This window comes from Arthrobacter sp. MMS24-T111, from assembly GCF_054888995.1.
On record NZ_JBTZRO010000001.1, the window covers coordinates 535,464 to 550,029 of the forward strand.

The 14,566-nt window shown below is 66.9% G+C and carries 14 protein-coding genes and 1 pseudogene; 13 read left to right on the forward strand and 2 right to left on the reverse strand.

What is annotated here, in order from left to right:
- Positions 1 to 71 precede the first annotated feature (71 nt).
- From gcl to ACX5I6_RS02480, 6 genes and pseudogenes are all read left to right on the forward strand, one after another.
- Entirely contained in the window at positions 72 to 1,862 is a 1,791-nt protein-coding gene (gene gcl, locus ACX5I6_RS02455) for a glyoxylate carboligase (protein WP_461839348.1), read from the forward strand.
- A gap of 2 nt (positions 1,863 to 1,864) precedes the next feature.
- Complete coding sequence (locus tag ACX5I6_RS02460) at positions 1,865 to 3,058, forward strand: glycerate kinase (protein ID WP_461839349.1); 1,194 nt, start codon at positions 1,865 to 1,867, stop codon at positions 3,056 to 3,058.
- Positions 3,051 to 4,394, forward strand: coding sequence for an allantoinase AllB (allB, locus tag ACX5I6_RS02465; protein WP_461839350.1), 1,344 nt, complete (start codon positions 3,051 to 3,053; stop codon positions 4,392 to 4,394). Before ACX5I6_RS02460 ends, allB begins: the two co-directional genes overlap by 8 nt.
- A 9-nt stretch (positions 4,395 to 4,403) precedes the next feature.
- Positions 4,404 to 5,054 carry a winged helix-turn-helix domain-containing protein gene (locus tag ACX5I6_RS02470; RefSeq protein ID WP_461839351.1) on the forward strand — a complete coding sequence of 217 codons (651 nt, stop codon included), beginning with the start codon at positions 4,404 to 4,406 and terminating at the stop codon, positions 5,052 to 5,054.
- Positions 5,055 to 5,134: 80 nt separating this feature from the next.
- Positions 5,135 to 5,613 (forward strand): annotated as a pseudogene (gene bcp, locus ACX5I6_RS02475) (thioredoxin-dependent thiol peroxidase).
- A 126-nt stretch (positions 5,614 to 5,739) separates the two neighbouring features.
- Positions 5,740 to 6,312, forward strand: coding sequence for a GNAT family N-acetyltransferase (locus ACX5I6_RS02480; RefSeq protein ID WP_461839352.1), 573 nt, complete (start codon positions 5,740 to 5,742; stop codon positions 6,310 to 6,312).
- 201 nt (positions 6,313 to 6,513) lie between these two features.
- On the opposite strand, the gene ACX5I6_RS02485 is transcribed toward ACX5I6_RS02480, so the two are convergent.
- A complete protein-coding gene (locus ACX5I6_RS02485; protein WP_461839353.1) occupies positions 6,514 to 6,795 on the reverse strand; it encodes a hypothetical protein in 282 nt (93 codons plus the stop codon).
- Between the two features lie 263 nt (positions 6,796 to 7,058).
- On the opposite strand from ACX5I6_RS02485, the gene ACX5I6_RS02490 reads away from it, so the two are divergent.
- The 4 genes from ACX5I6_RS02490 to ACX5I6_RS02505 are packed head-to-tail and all read left to right on the forward strand — an operon-like array spanning position 7,059 to position 10,879.
- Positions 7,059 to 8,174: a PP2C family protein-serine/threonine phosphatase gene (locus tag ACX5I6_RS02490; protein WP_461839354.1), complete on the forward strand. Its 1,116-nt coding sequence runs from the start codon at positions 7,059 to 7,061 to the stop codon at positions 8,172 to 8,174.
- Positions 8,171 to 10,129: a glycosyltransferase family 2 protein gene (locus ACX5I6_RS02495; protein ID WP_461839355.1), complete on the forward strand. Its 1,959-nt coding sequence runs from the start codon at positions 8,171 to 8,173 to the stop codon at positions 10,127 to 10,129. The genes ACX5I6_RS02490 and ACX5I6_RS02495 overlap by 4 nt, the downstream gene beginning before the upstream one ends.
- Positions 10,129 to 10,461 carry an STAS domain-containing protein gene (locus ACX5I6_RS02500; RefSeq protein WP_018771766.1) on the forward strand — a complete coding sequence of 111 codons (333 nt, stop codon included), beginning with the start codon at positions 10,129 to 10,131 and terminating at the stop codon, positions 10,459 to 10,461. Before ACX5I6_RS02495 ends, ACX5I6_RS02500 begins: the two co-directional genes overlap by 1 nt.
- Complete coding sequence (locus ACX5I6_RS02505) at positions 10,454 to 10,879, forward strand: ATP-binding protein (RefSeq protein ID WP_285247840.1); 426 nt, start codon at positions 10,454 to 10,456, stop codon at positions 10,877 to 10,879. Before ACX5I6_RS02500 ends, ACX5I6_RS02505 begins: the two co-directional genes overlap by 8 nt.
- Positions 10,880 to 10,918: 39 nt before the next feature.
- On the opposite strand, the gene ACX5I6_RS02510 is transcribed toward ACX5I6_RS02505, so the two are convergent.
- Positions 10,919 to 12,145, reverse strand: coding sequence for a GAF domain-containing sensor histidine kinase (locus tag ACX5I6_RS02510; RefSeq protein ID WP_461839356.1), 1,227 nt, complete (start codon positions 12,143 to 12,145; stop codon positions 10,919 to 10,921).
- Between the two features lie 255 nt (positions 12,146 to 12,400).
- On the opposite strand from ACX5I6_RS02510, the gene uraD reads away from it, so the two are divergent.
- From uraD to ACX5I6_RS02525, 3 genes are all read left to right on the forward strand, one after another.
- A complete protein-coding gene (gene uraD / locus ACX5I6_RS02515; protein WP_461841656.1) occupies positions 12,401 to 12,898 on the forward strand; it encodes a 2-oxo-4-hydroxy-4-carboxy-5-ureidoimidazoline decarboxylase in 498 nt (165 codons plus the stop codon).
- Entirely contained in the window at positions 12,895 to 13,233 is a 339-nt protein-coding gene (gene uraH, locus ACX5I6_RS02520) for a hydroxyisourate hydrolase (RefSeq protein ID WP_461839357.1), read from the forward strand. Before uraD ends, uraH begins: the two co-directional genes overlap by 4 nt.
- A gap of 79 nt (positions 13,234 to 13,312) precedes the next feature.
- A complete protein-coding gene (locus ACX5I6_RS02525) occupies positions 13,313 to 14,122 on the forward strand; it encodes an IclR family transcriptional regulator (protein WP_461839358.1) in 810 nt (269 codons plus the stop codon).
- Positions 14,123 to 14,566: the final 444 nt, after the last annotated feature.

Below are 14,566 nucleotides of genomic sequence, written 5' to 3' on the forward strand. Positions count from 1 at the left end.
CACCACACCCAAAAACAGGTTTCGACGGGCTCAACCACCGGGCCCGACCACAAGCTTTCAAGGAGCACCCCATGAGCAAGATGCGTACCGTTGATGCAGCGGTGGCCATCCTGGAAAAGGAAGGCGCCATCGAGGCGTTCGGCCTGCCAGGCGCCGCCATCAACCCCTTCTATTCCGCAATGCGCGCCCACGGCGGCATCCGCCACACCCTGGCCCGCCACGTCGAAGGTGCCAGCCACATGGCCGACGGCTTCAGCCGCGCCAAGGACGGCAACATCGGCATCTGCATCGGCACCTCCGGCCCCGCCGGCACCGACATGGTCACCGGCCTCTACGCCGCGTGGGCCGACTCCATCCCCATGCTCTGCATCACCGGCCAGGCACCCGTGGCCAAGCTGCACAAGGAAGACTTCCAGGCCGTGGACATCGAGTCCATCGCCAAGCCCGTCACCAAGATGGCCATGACCATCCTGGAGCCGGGCCAGGTTCCGGGCGCCTTCCAGAAAGCGTTCCAGCTGATGCGGTCCGGCCGCCCCGGCCCGGTTCTCCTGGACTTGCCCATCGACGTGCAAATGGCCGAGATCGAATTCGACATCGACACCTACGAGCCCCTTCCCGTCGAGAGGCCCAGGGCATCCCGCAAACAGCTGGAAAAGGCCCTGGACATGCTCCTCGCCGCCAAGCACCCGCTGATTGTGGCCGGCGGCGGCATCATCAACGCCGGCGCCTCCGCGCAGCTGGTGGAGCTGGCAGAAACCCTGAACGTGCCGGTCATCCCCACCCTGATGGGCTGGGGCACCATTCCGGATGACCACCAGCTGATGGCCGGCATGGTGGGCCTGCAGACCTCGCACCGCTACGGCAACGAGAACTACCTGCAGAGCGACTTCGTGATCGGCATCGGCAACCGCTGGGCCAACCGCCACACCGGCGGCCTGGAAACCTACACGGCCGGCCGCACGTTCGTGCACATCGACATCGAGCCCACCCAGATCGGCCGCGTGTTCTCCCCTGACCTGGGCATCGCGTCCGACGCCGGCGCGGCGCTGGCCGGGCTGGTTGAGCTCGCCAAGGAACGGGCTGCTGCCGGTTCCCTGCCGGACTACAGCGCCTGGGTTGCCGAATGCCAGGACCGGAAGGCATCGCTGCACCGCAAGACCCACTTCGAGAACATCCCCATCAAGCCGCAGCGCGTGTACGAGGAGATGAACAAGTCCTTCGGCCGCGACACCACCTACGTGTCCACCATCGGGCTGTCGCAGATCGCCGGCGCGCAGATGCTGCACGTGTTCGGCCCGCGCAAGTGGATCAACGCCGGCCAGGCAGGCCCCCTGGGCTGGACCGCCCCGGCCGCCCTCGGCGTCGCCCGCTCCAACCCGGACCAGACTGTGGTGGCCCTCTCGGGTGACTACGACTTCCAGTTCATGATCGAGGAACTGGCCGTGGGCGCGCAGTTCAACCTCCCGTACATCCACGTGGTGGTGAACAACTCCTACCTGGGCCTGATCCGCCAGTCCCAGCGCGGTTTCAACATGGAGCAGAACGTTTCCCTGGCGTTCGAGAACATCAACAGCGCGCACCTTTCCGAGGACACCCGCGGCTACGGCGTGGACCACCTCAAGGTGGCCGAAGGACTGGGTTGCAAGGCCGTCCGCGTGGAGGACCCCAGCGACCTCGCCGCCGCCTTCGACAAGGCCAAGGCCCTGATGGGCGAGTTCCAGGTTCCCGTGGTGGTGGAAGTGATCCTGGAGAAGGTCACCAACATCTCCATGGGCGTGGAAATCAACGCCGTGAACGAGTTCGAGGAACTGGCAGAGAGCAGCGCCGACGCCCCCACCGCCATCCTGGCCTTGCAGGCATAACCATGCGCGTGGTTATTGCCCCGGACAAGTTCAAAGGATCCCTCTCCGCGCCGGACGTGTGTGCCCACCTTGCGAAGGGCCTGCAGCGAGGCGCGGGCGGCAACCTTGACGTGGTCCGGATTCCGGTTGCCGACGGCGGCGAGGGCACCCTCGACGCCGCCGTCGGCTCCGGTTTCACCCGCCGCACGGCAACGGTCACCGGGCCCACCGGGCAGCCGGTGGAGGCGGACTTCGCGGTCCGCGGCCACGAGGCGGTCATCGAAATGGCCACCGCGTCCGGGCTCGCCTTGGTGCCGCGGACCAGCAAGGGCGGCAGGCCGGACTCGGCAGCAGCCACCGCGGCGACGTCCCTGGGAACCGGGCAGCTGATCCGGGCAGCCTTGGACGCCGGTTGCCGCCGCATCGTACTGGGCGTTGGGGGCAGCGCGAATACCGACGGCGGCGCGGGACTCCTGCAGGGGCTCGGCGCCCGGTTCCTCGACAGCAGGAACAACGAACTCCCACCCGGCGGTGCGGCGCTCGCCAACCTGCACAGCATCGATTTCACCCACTTTGAACCGCGCTTGGTGGACACCCGCTTCGTGCTGGCATCCGACGTCGATAACCCCCTGCTGGGCGCCCAGGGCGCCGCGGCGGTTTTCGGCCCGCAAAAGGGTGCCACACCACAAGACGTCGGCATGCTCGACGCCGCCCTGGCCAGGTTTGTCGAAGTCCTGGCCAGGGAAATCGGATTCCGCGCCGTCAAGGCCGCAGAGGCTCCCGGAGCCGGGGCGGCCGGCGGCGTGGGTTACGCCGCCATCGCCGTCCTGGCCGCAACGCGGCGGCCGGGCATCGACGTCGTGCTTGAATTCACGGGACTGGCGGACCGCCTGGCCGGCGCCGACCTGGTCATCACCGGCGAGGGCAGCCTGGACGAACAAAGCCTGCTCGGCAAAACCCCCATGGGTGTTGCCCGGGCCGCGGCGGCGCAGGGCGTTCCGGTCATCGCCGTCTGCGGCCGGACCACCCTGGACCACGGGCAGGCGGCGGCCGCAGGATTCGACGATGTTTACGCTTTGACGGCGCTCGAATCAGATGTAAACAGGTGCATAGCAGAGGCAGGGCCGCTGCTGGAGCAGCTGGGCACCCAAATCAGTGCGGGGCTGGCGGCCAACAGGCCTGCCACCGCAAGTACCAAGGAGGACCTCCGTGTCTGAAGAACGTTTTGACCTCGTCATCCGGGGCCGGCGCATCCTGACCACCGCCGGGATTGCCCCACGGGAGGTGGGGGTCCGCAACGGCAGAATCGTGGCCCTCGAACCGCTCGGCAACGGCCTTGCCGGTGCCGAAGTCATCGAACTCGCTGACGACGAGACGCTGCTCCCGGGCCTGGTGGACACGCACGTCCACGTCAACGAGCCCGGCCGCACCGAATGGGAGGGCTTCGCGTCCGCCACCCGGGCCGCGGCAGCCGGCGGGGTGACCACCATCATCGACATGCCGCTGAATTCCGTCCCGCCCACCACCACCGTGGAAAACCTCAAGCTCAAGCGCGAGGTGGCCGAGGACCAGGCGTTCATCGACGTCGGCTTCTGGGGTGGCGCCATCCCCGGCAACAAGGCCGACCTGCGGCCCTTGCACGATGAGGGCGTCTTCGGCTTCAAGTGCTTCCTCCTGCACTCCGGCGTGGACGAGTTCCCGCACCTGGACGCGGACGAGATGGAGGAGGACATGGCCGAACTCAAGTCCTTCGACTCGCTCATGATCGTCCACGCCGAGGACTCGCACGCAATCGACCGCGCACCGCACCCCGGCGGCGACCACTACTCCACGTTCCTGGCCTCCCGCCCCCGCGGCGCCGAGAACAAGGCCATCGCCGAGGTGATTGAACGGGCCCGCTGGACCGGTGCGCGGGCGCACATCCTGCACCTGTCGTCGTCGGACGCCCTGCCCATGATCGCCAGCGCCAAGCGCGACGGCGTCAAGCTCACCGTGGAGACTTGCCCGCACTACCTGACCCTGATGGCGGAGGAAATCCCCGACGGCGCCACAGCCTACAAGTGCTGCCCGCCCATCCGCGAGGCCTCCAACCGGGAGCTCCTCTGGGAGGGGCTGCAGGACGGCACCATCGACTGCATCGTCTCTGACCACTCCCCCTCCACCCTGGACCTGAAGGACCTGGAAAACGGCGACTTCGCCGTGGCCTGGGGCGGCGTCTCCTCGCTGCAGCTGGGCCTGTCCCTGATCTGGACCGAGGCGCGGCAGCGCGGCATCCCGCTGGAGCAGGTAGTGTCCTGGATGGCCGAAAAGCCCGCCAACCTGGCCCGGCTCGGCAACAAGGGCCAGCTGGCCCTTGGCTACGACGCAGACTTCGCCGTCTTCGCTCCGGACGAGGCCTTCGTGGTGGACGTCTCCAAGCTCAAGCACAAGAACCCCATCACTCCCTACGACGGCAAGGCCCTGTCCGGCGTGGTCCGCAAGACCTTCCTCCGCGGCGCCATGGTGGACGGCCAGACCCCCACGGGCAAGCTGATCCGCCGCGGCGGCGTATAAGGACCGGCCATGGCAGTGGAAGCCCATCATCCGCGGCCGGCGGCCGCGCACCAGGTTCCAGCCAGGCGGGCCACCGCTTACGGGCTGGCCTTGTGGGTGGTTCCGGCTGAAGGCGCGAGCCCGGAACTCCTGCGCCACGCCGCCCGTATGGTCCTCGCCAAAGCCCTGCAGACTGCTCCGGAGGCGGAAGTCCATTGGCCTGCCGCCGGAGCCCCCACGTCCGCCGCGGAGGGAGCCGCAAACCACTCCTCCCGCACTCCCTCCGCGGCGGAGGATCCGTGCCCGGCACAGTCGGGGGACGACGACGGCACCCTGCTCCCGCCGTCGGCCGGTCCCGTCAGCCGGGTGGCCGTGGACCTCGCGGCCGATGCCGTCCTGCTGGACGGGACGCCGGTGGCCCTCACCGGCGTCGAATACAAGGTGCTGCACTACCTGGTGACCCACCTGTCCCGCACGGTAGGCCGGGAGGAACTGCAACAGTTCCTGGAGTCCCTGGCGTTTCCCGGAGCCACCGCACGGTCCATCGACGTGTATGTGGGGAGGATCCGCAGGAAGCTGGGCAATGCCCGCCATGCCGTGGCCACCGTCCGCGGCGGCGGCTACCAGTTTGTTCCCGGTCCGCACGCAACCGTTCGTGGTCCGGCGGAATACTGCATATGACGCAGGAGTTGTATCACCAAGCGGCAAACCGCTTCACTGGATGTTTGGCCATCACTGACCGAGTCTTACAAAGGAACGCCATGAGCCCCACCCTGACCACCAAGCTTCAGCCCGGTACGCCGGCTCCTGAGTTCACCCTCCGGGACGCCCAGGGCCGCGAGACCTCGTTGGCCGATTACCGTGGCAAGAACGTCATCGTGTACTTCTACCCCAAAGCCGCCACTCCCGGCTGCACCACCGAGGCCTGCGACTTCCGCGACAGCCTGTCCTCCCTGCAGGGCAAGGGCTACGAGGTTGTCGGCGTCTCCCCCGACGCCCAGGAGGCCCTGGCCGGCTTCACCGGTGATTTCTCCCTGACCTTCCCCTGCTCTCGGACCCCGACCACGCTGTCGCCCTGGCCTACGGAGCCTGGGGCGAGAAGCTGGTCAACGGCGAAATCCACGAAGGAATCGTCCGCTCCACCGTTGTGGTGGACCCCGAAGGGAAGGTCACCCTGGCCCAGTACCAGGTGCAGGCCGACGGGCACGTCGCCCGCCTGAAGGAAGCCCTCGGCATCTAGGCCCGCCACCGCTTCCCGGAGCTTTTCCCGAACGCCCTTGCACTTGGTGCAAGGGCGTTCGGCGTTCCCGGGGCGGCACTTCCGCGTGCGTTGCCTGCGGCCAGGAGCCGGTGGAAGGATGGCGGGATGGCCATCGAGGTACGCCCGGCAACTGTATTCGAGGACGTCAGGACCATGGTGGGGCCCAAGCGCCCGGACGCGACGGTCTGCTGGTGCCTGAGCTACCGGATTCCGTCCAGGCAGAACGTCGCGCTGCGCGCCGAGGAACGTGGCTCGCTGGTCAAGGAGCTGGTGGCCCAGGACCCGCCGCCGGGTGTCCTGGCGTACGACGGTGGCGAGGTGGTTGGGTGGGCAGCGGTCCACCCCCGTGCGGACACCAGCTTCGCCCGGAACCGGAAGATCCCGCACGTGGACGGACTGGACGCCTGGTCCGTGTGGTGCCTGCGCGTCCGTCCCGGACACCGCGGCAAGGGCATCTCGCACGTCCTCTTGGCCGGTGCGGTGGAGATGGCCCGCTCCTACGGGGCGCCGGCCATTGAGGGGTATCCGGTGGATAACGGCGGCAGGAAAGTCGACCTCACCATGGCCTACGTGGGCACCCGCAAACTCTTCGAAGGCGCCGGGTTCGCCAAGGCCGCGGACACGGGGTCGGTGCTCAATGGCTTCCCCCGTGTGCTGATGAGGCTGGAGCTGGCCTGAACCTTCCCGGCCCGGGACCCGGACGTGGCAGGTACTACTTGCGGCGCCAGTACTTCCCCCAGTCAACCTCCATGGCCCACAGCGCCAACAACAGCGCGTCCATGGTCATGAGTCCCGCCAAAAGGTACGCCCAGCCTGCCAACAAGCCCACTGCAATCTCCTGACTATCCCCAGCCAATCGATTGCTGCTAAGTCTGGCACCTACAGTGCCGCTAAGGAATGCCCACTTCCCGCAGTCTTCAAGAGATTCGCGAACCTGCTGTGCGCCTCGGTCTCCACCTTGAGCCGCCGGGTCAGCTTCTCCACGAGCCGGGACATTTCCTCCCCCACGGGGAGGCGGTCGCCGGGCCAGCTCGAAACCTCCCGCGATTCGGCGAGCGCCTGCTCCAGGTCCTTGGCCGCGGCCCGGACTTTCCGTGAGTGGAAGTACAGGCGGACCAGGGCCCTGGCCTTATCCGCCCCTCTGTTCCTGACTTCTTCCATGGGCTTCCCCGCCTTCCGCAAGCTGTACAGCCTCCGCGCGGTCGTCGTCGTATCCTGATGCCCGGAAGCTGCTGCGTTCCTTCGAGTGTGCGCGGGGTTCCTCAACGTCGCGGCAAGCAGGTGCCAAGATTTCCGCAAGATCTGCTGGGTGGGGGCCCCTTTGCAGGGGCAGAGGGACCGCAAACCGCCCTGTCAGGCAAGTCACCGGAAACTGTGAAGCATAAGACATGCTCCGTGCGACTTAATACGGTTAAGTAGAGCCTATGGTCTCTCCCTCCGAATCCCGCCGTGCGGTGGTCATCGAAGATGACCCGGACATCCGCGGCCTGCTGGTCCGTGTCCTGGCGAAGCAGGGCTTCGATGTCACCCACGCCGGCGCAGGCCTGCCGGGGGTGGAGGAAGTCCGCCGCCGCAAGCCTGATCTGGTGACCCTGGACCTGAACCTGCCCGACCTCGACGGTCTGGAGGTGTGCAAACTCCTGCGCGAATTCTCTGACGCATTCATCGTGATGCTCACGGCACGGGCCGACGAATTGGACAAGCTGACGGGCCTGGACAACGGTGCCGATGAATACATCAGCAAGCCGTTCAGCCCGCGGGAACTGCAGTCCCGCATCAACGCACTGTTCCGGCGCCGGCCCTCCGCCGCCGCCGAATCCGCGGCCCGGGGCGAGCTGGAACGCGCCACCGAGGTACAGCAGAGCCTGCTGCCCAAGGAGGACATCCGGGTGGAGGGCTATGACGTGGCCGGCATCTTCCGCCCCTCCCGCAACGTGGGCGGCGACTTTTACGACTGGTACCAAACGCCGGAAGGCCTCCATCTGACGTTCGCAGACGCCATGGGCAAGGGCATGGGCGCGGCACTGATCGCGGCCACCGTCCGGGCCGTCATGCGCTCCACCGGCCAGCGGCAGGACCTCGACGCCGGTTTCGCCTCCGCCAGCAAGGCGATCGCCACGGACCTGGATTCCTCCAACTCCTTCGTGACCCTGTTCCATGCCCGGCTCGACGCAGCTTCCGGAAAGGTCAGCTACGTCGACGCCGGCCACGGCCTGGCGCTGCATATCCAGCCCGTCGGGCCGGCCGAACGCCTTCCCTCCGGCGGACCACCGGTAGGCGCCTGGCCCGGGACACAATGGCCGCATGCGGAACTGGAACTGGCCCCCGGGGACACCCTGGTGGTGGTGAGCGACGGCGTCCTGGACGTCTTCGCATCGGTGGAGGACTTCACCGACGCCGTCCGGACGGCCACGCAGTCCGCGGGCTCCGCGCAAGAGGCCAGCGGCGCCATCCTGGCCTTGGCTCCGGCCGACACGGCGGAGGACGACGTCACGGTGGTCGTGGTCCGCCGGCTGCCCGCTGAGGACGCGGCCGCATGACCCGTTTCTGGACCCGCCTGGTGGTGGTCCTCACCGTCCTGACGGGCCTGAACTACATTGCCTGGCGCTGGATGTCCTCCCTGAACTGGGACGCGTGGTGGATCGCGCTGCCGCTGGTGGCCGCGGAAACCTACAGCCTCATCGACGTCATGCTCTTCGGGATGACCGTGTGGAACCTTAAGATCCGCAAGGGCGCCCCCGATCCGCCCCATGACGCCACTGTGGACGTCTTCATCACCACGTACAACGAGGACCTGGACATGGTCCTGACCACGGCGCTGGCGGCCCAGAAGATCCGGCACCCGCACAGCACCTGGATCCTTGACGACGGTGCCCGGCCGGAACTCCAGGCCCTCTGCGAACAGCACGGCCTGGGCTACGTCACCCGCAGCGAGGACTGGACCAAGGACCTCCCCCGGCACGCAAAGGCAGGAAACCTCAACAACGCGTTGATGGTCACCCACGGCGAGTTCCTCCTGATCCTGGATGCGGACCAGATCCCCGAACCCGACATCCTGGAAAAGACCCTGGGCTATTTCAACAACCGCCGGGTGGCCCTGGTCCAGACTCCCCAGTACTTCAGCAACGTCCCGGCCAGCGACCCCCTGGGCAGCCAGGCGCCCCTGTTCTACGGCCCCATCCAGCAGGGCAAGGACGGCTGGAACGCCGCGTTCTTCTGCGGCTCCAACGCGATCCTCCGCCGGGAGGCCCTGATGCAGCTGGGCTTGGTGGGCTACGTCAAGGAAACCGAAAAGAGCATCCGGCGTGCCCTGGCCGCGTCGCGCGCAGCCATCCGGCAGGCCCGCAAGTCCACTGACATCGAATCAACATTGGTGGCCGAGGTGCTGGACGAGGTGGAGGCCGCCACCCGGGAAGCCCAGCAGGAAGTGGATGCCGGCCGGCCACTTGCCGAGGTCACCTACCGGGTACGCCGCCGCGTGGACGCCGCGGTGCAGACCCTGGTCCAGGCCGACGTCGCAGCGCTGCAGGCAGACCTCGAAGAGATCGCCGCCATGGAGTTGGCGCACGTGGGTGAGTCCGGCGTGCCCGTGGTGGCGGACGACGCCGTCCAGCGCATGTCCGCCCGCGACTGGTCGCCGCTGGGCGCGCTGGAGTCCGTCCAGGCCGTGCTGGACGCCCTGACCGTGGAGCGGACCGGCGAGGCCCAGCCGGTGATGCCGCTGGCCACCATTTCCGTGACCGAGGACATGGCCACCGCCATGCGCATGCACGCGATGGGCTGGGAGAGCGTCTACCACCACGAAATCCTGGCCTATGGCCTGGCGCCGGAGGACCTGAAGACCATGCTCACCCAGCGGCTGCGCTGGGCGCAGGGAACCATCCAGGTGCTGCTCCGCGAAAACCCGCTGGTCCAGAAGGGGCTGAAACTGGGCCAGCGCCTGATGTACTTCGCCACCATGTGGACGTACCTGAGCGGGTTCGCTGCCGTCATCTACTTTGCCGCCCCCATCATCTACCTGCTGCTGGGCATCCTGCCGGTGAGCAGCCTGAGCTGGGACTTCTTCATCCGGTTCATCCCGTTCATGGTGGTCAACCAGCTGCTGTTCGCCGTGGCCGGCCGCGGCATCCCCACCTGGCGCGGCCAGCAGTACAGCCTTGCCCTGTTCCCCACGTGGATCAAGGCATGCACGACGGCGGCCCGCAACGTATGGTTCGGCCGTCCCCTCGGGTTTGCGGTCACCCCCAAGGCGCGCCAAAGCGGTGGACCCAGCTGGAGCCTGATCCGGCCCCAGATCGTGGTGTCCATCCTGCTGGCCGTCGCCGCCGTCGTCGGCATCATCCGCCTGGCCACCGGGCTGGCGGAACCGCTGGGCACCCTGGTCAATGTCATCTGGGTGGTCTTTGACCTGGTGGTCATGAGCATCCTGGTCCGCGCCGTGCTCTACAAGGGGTACCAACCGGCCGCAGAACCTGAAACAAGAGAGGAATCCTGATGGAGTTCAGTTATGAGGTCAAAGACTCATACGCGGAGGTCAAGGCGGACGGACGGCTGAACATGGTCTCCGCGCCAAAGCTGCGGGAGTTCGTCACCGACGTAATCGCCGGCGGATCGAACCGGATCGTGGTCAACCTGGAAAACACCGCGTTTATGGACTCCTCGGGCCTTGGCGCGCTGATCGGGTGCCTGAAGGCGGCGCGGCAGGCAGGCGGTGACCTCCGGATCGCCGCGGTGCAGCCTCAGGTGAACATGGTCCTGAAGCTGACCAGCATGGACAAGGTCCTCACGGCGTACGCCACGGCCGAAGAGGCGTTCGGCAATGACTGAGATCCTTGCCTCGCGCAGCTTCCGGGGAGCGGCCGCCGAGGATGCCATCGAAGCAGTCCACAACGACCTCGACAGCTTGTGGCTGGACGTTCCATTCGTCAACGACATGGACCAGATGACGTTCACCACCGCGGTGATCGAGTCCGCGTCCAACATCGTCCAGCATGCCGAGCCGGCCGGGGAACGGGACGTGGAGCTGGGCGTGGAAACCACCGTGCAGCCCGCGCTGCTGCAGGCCCGTGTCAGTGCCTACTATGCCAAGCCGCCGTTCGGTCCGATGGAGGCTTCCACCCCGGACGAGGACGCCGAATCAGGGCGGGGCCTGGCGCTGATCGAGGCGTTGGTGACCACAGTGACGTTTGAACGCCAGGACGGCACCAACACGTGGGTGCTGTCCCGGACGTCCTCCCAGGACTAGGGTCCCGGGCCGTCCTCTCAGGACGAGGGTCCCGGCCGGCTACGGCCGGGCGGGGAACAGCACCGATACCGCTGCGCCCCCGCCCGGCGTGTCACCGATGGCGAGTTCGCCGCCGTGCGCTTGGGCGATGCGGCGGGACGTCGCCAGCCCCAGCCCGGTCCCTGGCCCGTCGCCGGGCCGGTTCAGGCGGACCAACGGCTGGACGGCCCGCTCCCGGTCAGCGGGCAGGATCCCCTTGCCGTTGTCGGCCACGGTGAGGGTGGCGCCTTGGGGTCCTTCGCTGGCGCTGACGGATATTCGCAGCGCACGGTCGGCGCGGCCGTAGTTCAAGGAATTCGCCAACAGGTTCTGCACCAGCGTCCGCAGCTGGGCCCGGTCCGCGAAGATTTCCGCGTCCTCGCACGAGATGCCGCTGCCGTAGCCCAGGTCCACCCCCAGGTCCTGCGCGGCCTCGGCGGTGACGGCCAGCAGTGATACCCGTTCGGGGCGGATTTCGCCGTCGGCCCTGGCATAGGAAAGGACCTCTTCCAGCATGGCCAGCATGCGCCGGCCGCCGGTGCCAATGAGGTCCAGGTATTCCGCGGAGGGGTCTGACGGCGTGATTCCGGGATCGTCCTGTGCCAGCTCCACGTAGCCCAGGATGGTAGTCAGTGGAGTGCGAAGGTCATGGCTGACCCGGCCGGCGAATTCGGAGAGCAGGTCGTTGCTGCGCCGAAGTTCGGCCAGGGCGTCGTTGAGCTGGAGGGTGCGGTGCTGCAGTTCCAGGAGTTCGACCACCTGGTGTGCCAGCACCTCCAGGAGTTCGATCTGCTCCGGCGCGGGGAGTTTCGCTTCATCGGAGAACACGCACAGCGACCCAAGGACCAGTCCGGAGGATGTCTCCAACGGCACTGATGCGTAGAAGCGGACGTCGGCGATGCGGCCGGTGACGAAAGGGTTGGCGGCGAACCGGGGATCCCGGGAGGCGTCCTGGACCACCGTGGTGCTGTGGTCGAGGAAGACCACGGCGCACATGGAATCCTCGCGGGCGCAAACTCCGGGGTCGATGCCATACGCAGCGATCTGGACCTGTTCACTGGAGGTGATGATGTTGACCACGCTGTACGGCACCCCGCACAGGGAGGCGGCGAGGCGCACCAGGTTGTCGAGCGCCTCGCGGGCCCCGACATCAATCAGGCCCGCCGTGTCTCCCGCCGTCAATGGCACAAGTCCGTACGCCCACAGGCCCGCGTCGCGTCCTGCTTCCTGATCGGTCAGCATCTGCATAGCCGCCCCGTCCATAATTCCCTTATGCCCCCAGTATCATCAGCGTGGGCACGTGGCCCTTCCGTGATCCTACCGGCTGGCCCAAACGGCTGATGTACGCTCTTGACACGGGCGCCAGCCTGTCCTTAGATATTACGTATGCTGAAATAACAGTTCCATGATGCGGAAGCCGCTCGGATGATCGGCGCCGGGTCACCCGGCATCCGCATAGCCGTCACCATGGATGCCAGCATCACCACCAAGGAATACGCCAGCATGAAGCTTGCCGAATTCAACACCGCGGAGCCCGCCGCGGCCGAGGCCACCCTCCGGCCATGCATCGACGTCACCCGCTGGGTGGAGGCCGTGGCTGGAGCCCGGCCGTTCGCCAGCCGCGACGGGCTCCTGGCCTTCGCCGCGGACGCGGCCAAGCCGTTCACACCCGCCGAAGTCGAGGCCGCCATGGCCCACCACCCGCGGATCGGGGAACGCCCGACGACGGCCGGCACCGAGGCGTCCATGTCCCGTTCCGAGCAGGCCGGGGTTGACCCCGCGGATACTGACGCCGCAGAGGCCCTCGCCAGGGGGAACCGGGAATACGAGGAAAAATTCGGCCGGGTCTTCCTGATCCGGGCCGCCGGACGCACCGCGCCGGAAATCCTGCAGGCCCTGAACCGGCGGCTCGCCAACTCCCCCGAAGAAGAAGACACCATCGTGGCCCAGCAGCTGCGCGAAATTGCCGTGCTGCGGCTTGAAGGACTGATCAGCGAATGAGCGTTTCCCACGTCACCACCCACATCCTCGACACCGGCGCAGGGCGCCCGGCGGCGGGGGTCGCCGTCGTCCTTTCAAGGAACGACGCCGGCACCTGGCGCGAGCTGGCCGCTTCCAGCACCGACGCGGACGGCCGGGCAAAGGACCTGGGCCCCGAGCAGCTGGCACCCGGGCAGTACAAACTGAATTTCGCCACCGGAAAGTACTACGCCGGGCTGCAGACAGCCACCTTCTTCCCCGAAGTGGACCTGGTCTTCGAAGTGACCGGCCCTGAGCACTACCACGTCCCCCTGCTCCTGAGCCCGTTTGCCTACTCAACGTACCGCGGGAGCTAGCCCGGCCGTCAGGGCCGGCGTGTCAAGCACGTAAACCGAATGTCACGGCGGTCACAGTTCCGGCATAGGATCTGGAAGTATGGCTTCGAATAGAGACCCTGAATCTGATACCGACGCCGAGGGCGGCCAGTCCGGCGGGGTGCAATCCGTGGAGCGCGCCCTGACCGTCCTGGAGATCCTGGCCCGGGACGGCCATGCGGGCGTGAGCGAGATCGCCGAGGAAATGGGGATCCATAAGTCCACCGTCTCGCGGCTGATGGGTTCCCTCGTGACCCGCCAAATGGTCCATCAGAACAGCGAACGGGGCAAGTACCAGCTTGGCTTCGGGATCCTCCGGCTGGCCAGTTCCATTCCCGGGCGGCTCAGCCTGGTCCATGAGGCAAGGCCGGTCCTGGAAAGCCTCGCGGACGAGTTCAAGGAGACCGTCAACCTGGCGGTGCTGCGTTCGAATTACGCCGTTAACGTTGACCAGGCAATGGGACCCTCAACGCTGGCCACCCACGACTGGGTGGGGAGCCTGACGCCGCTGCACGCCACGTCCAGCGGCAAGGTCCTGCTGGCCGCGCTGGAAGCCGACGACCGGGACCGCATCCTGAAGGAGACCGGCCTGGCTGCCCGGACCGCCCGGACCATCACCAGCCGCAAGGAACTGGACGCGCAGTTGCTCAAGGCAGCGTCCGACGGGTATGCCGTGGTGCGCGAGGAGTTCGAGATCGGCCTGAATGCCGTTGCCGTTCCCGTGCGCAACCACCAGGGAACAGTGATTGGCTCCATCAGTATTTCGGGGCCGGCATTCCGCTTCGACCCGGAAGAAATTCCAGGCCTGCTGGATACATTAAAGGAAGCAGGCCTGAAGGTCAGCGCCAACATGGGCTACCACGGCCACTAAAGCCATACCGGTGGATGGGCTTGTCGGAATCCGGTTCCGACAAGCCCATCCACCGGCTGCGTTTAACGACCCGTGCGGTGATCAGCGCGGGCTCATTCCACCACCACACCCCGCGCCTCTGCCGCGCCCGTTGTTGGCTCAACTGACCTTGCTTGCGCAACTAATAGCGCATTGCGCAACTGCTAGCCCTGGAATACGGCGCTGTCAATAGTTCTCCGGGGGCGCGGCCGGCAGCACCGTAACATCCGGATTTCAAAGAAGAACCCTTGACAAAGGGGGTGGCGTAAATCACTCTGTTGCGTAAGACGAAGTGCGTTGCTGCTAACACAACTCATTTAGTCACCCGAATTGCAGAAGAGTCGATCGCAGCCTGGCTGCCCTACCCCCGTTTCGACGACGTGCAGCGAGCACAACTCGAAACGTCCCCGACGTTGGGCCCGAAGC

Excerpts from the sequence above, each read along its gene's own strand:
- gcl (WP_461839348.1), top strand. The coding sequence starts at position 72 with ATGAGCAAGATGCGTACCGTTGATGCAGCGGTGGCCATCCTGGAAAAG.
- ACX5I6_RS02460 (WP_461839349.1), top strand. The coding sequence starts at position 1,865 with ATGCGCGTGGTTATTGCCCCGGACAAGTTCAAAGGATCCCTCTCCGCG.
- ACX5I6_RS02470 (WP_461839351.1), top strand. The coding sequence starts at position 4,404 with ATGGCAGTGGAAGCCCATCATCCGCGGCCGGCGGCCGCGCACCAGGTT.
- ACX5I6_RS02480 (WP_461839352.1), top strand. The coding sequence starts at position 5,740 with ATGGCCATCGAGGTACGCCCGGCAACTGTATTCGAGGACGTCAGGACC.
- ACX5I6_RS02485 (WP_461839353.1), bottom strand. The coding sequence starts at position 6,795 with ATGGAAGAAGTCAGGAACAGAGGGGCGGATAAGGCCAGGGCCCTGGTC.
- ACX5I6_RS02490 (WP_461839354.1), top strand. The coding sequence starts at position 7,059 with ATGGTCTCTCCCTCCGAATCCCGCCGTGCGGTGGTCATCGAAGATGAC.
- ACX5I6_RS02495 (WP_461839355.1), top strand. The coding sequence starts at position 8,171 with ATGACCCGTTTCTGGACCCGCCTGGTGGTGGTCCTCACCGTCCTGACG.
- ACX5I6_RS02500 (WP_018771766.1), top strand. The coding sequence starts at position 10,129 with ATGGAGTTCAGTTATGAGGTCAAAGACTCATACGCGGAGGTCAAGGCG.
- ACX5I6_RS02505 (WP_285247840.1), top strand. The coding sequence starts at position 10,454 with ATGACTGAGATCCTTGCCTCGCGCAGCTTCCGGGGAGCGGCCGCCGAG.
- ACX5I6_RS02510 (WP_461839356.1), bottom strand. The coding sequence starts at position 12,145 with ATGCAGATGCTGACCGATCAGGAAGCAGGACGCGACGCGGGCCTGTGG.
- uraD (WP_461841656.1), top strand. The coding sequence starts at position 12,401 with ATGAAGCTTGCCGAATTCAACACCGCGGAGCCCGCCGCGGCCGAGGCC.
- uraH (WP_461839357.1), top strand. The coding sequence starts at position 12,895 with ATGAGCGTTTCCCACGTCACCACCCACATCCTCGACACCGGCGCAGGG.
- ACX5I6_RS02525 (WP_461839358.1), top strand. The coding sequence starts at position 13,313 with ATGGCTTCGAATAGAGACCCTGAATCTGATACCGACGCCGAGGGCGGC.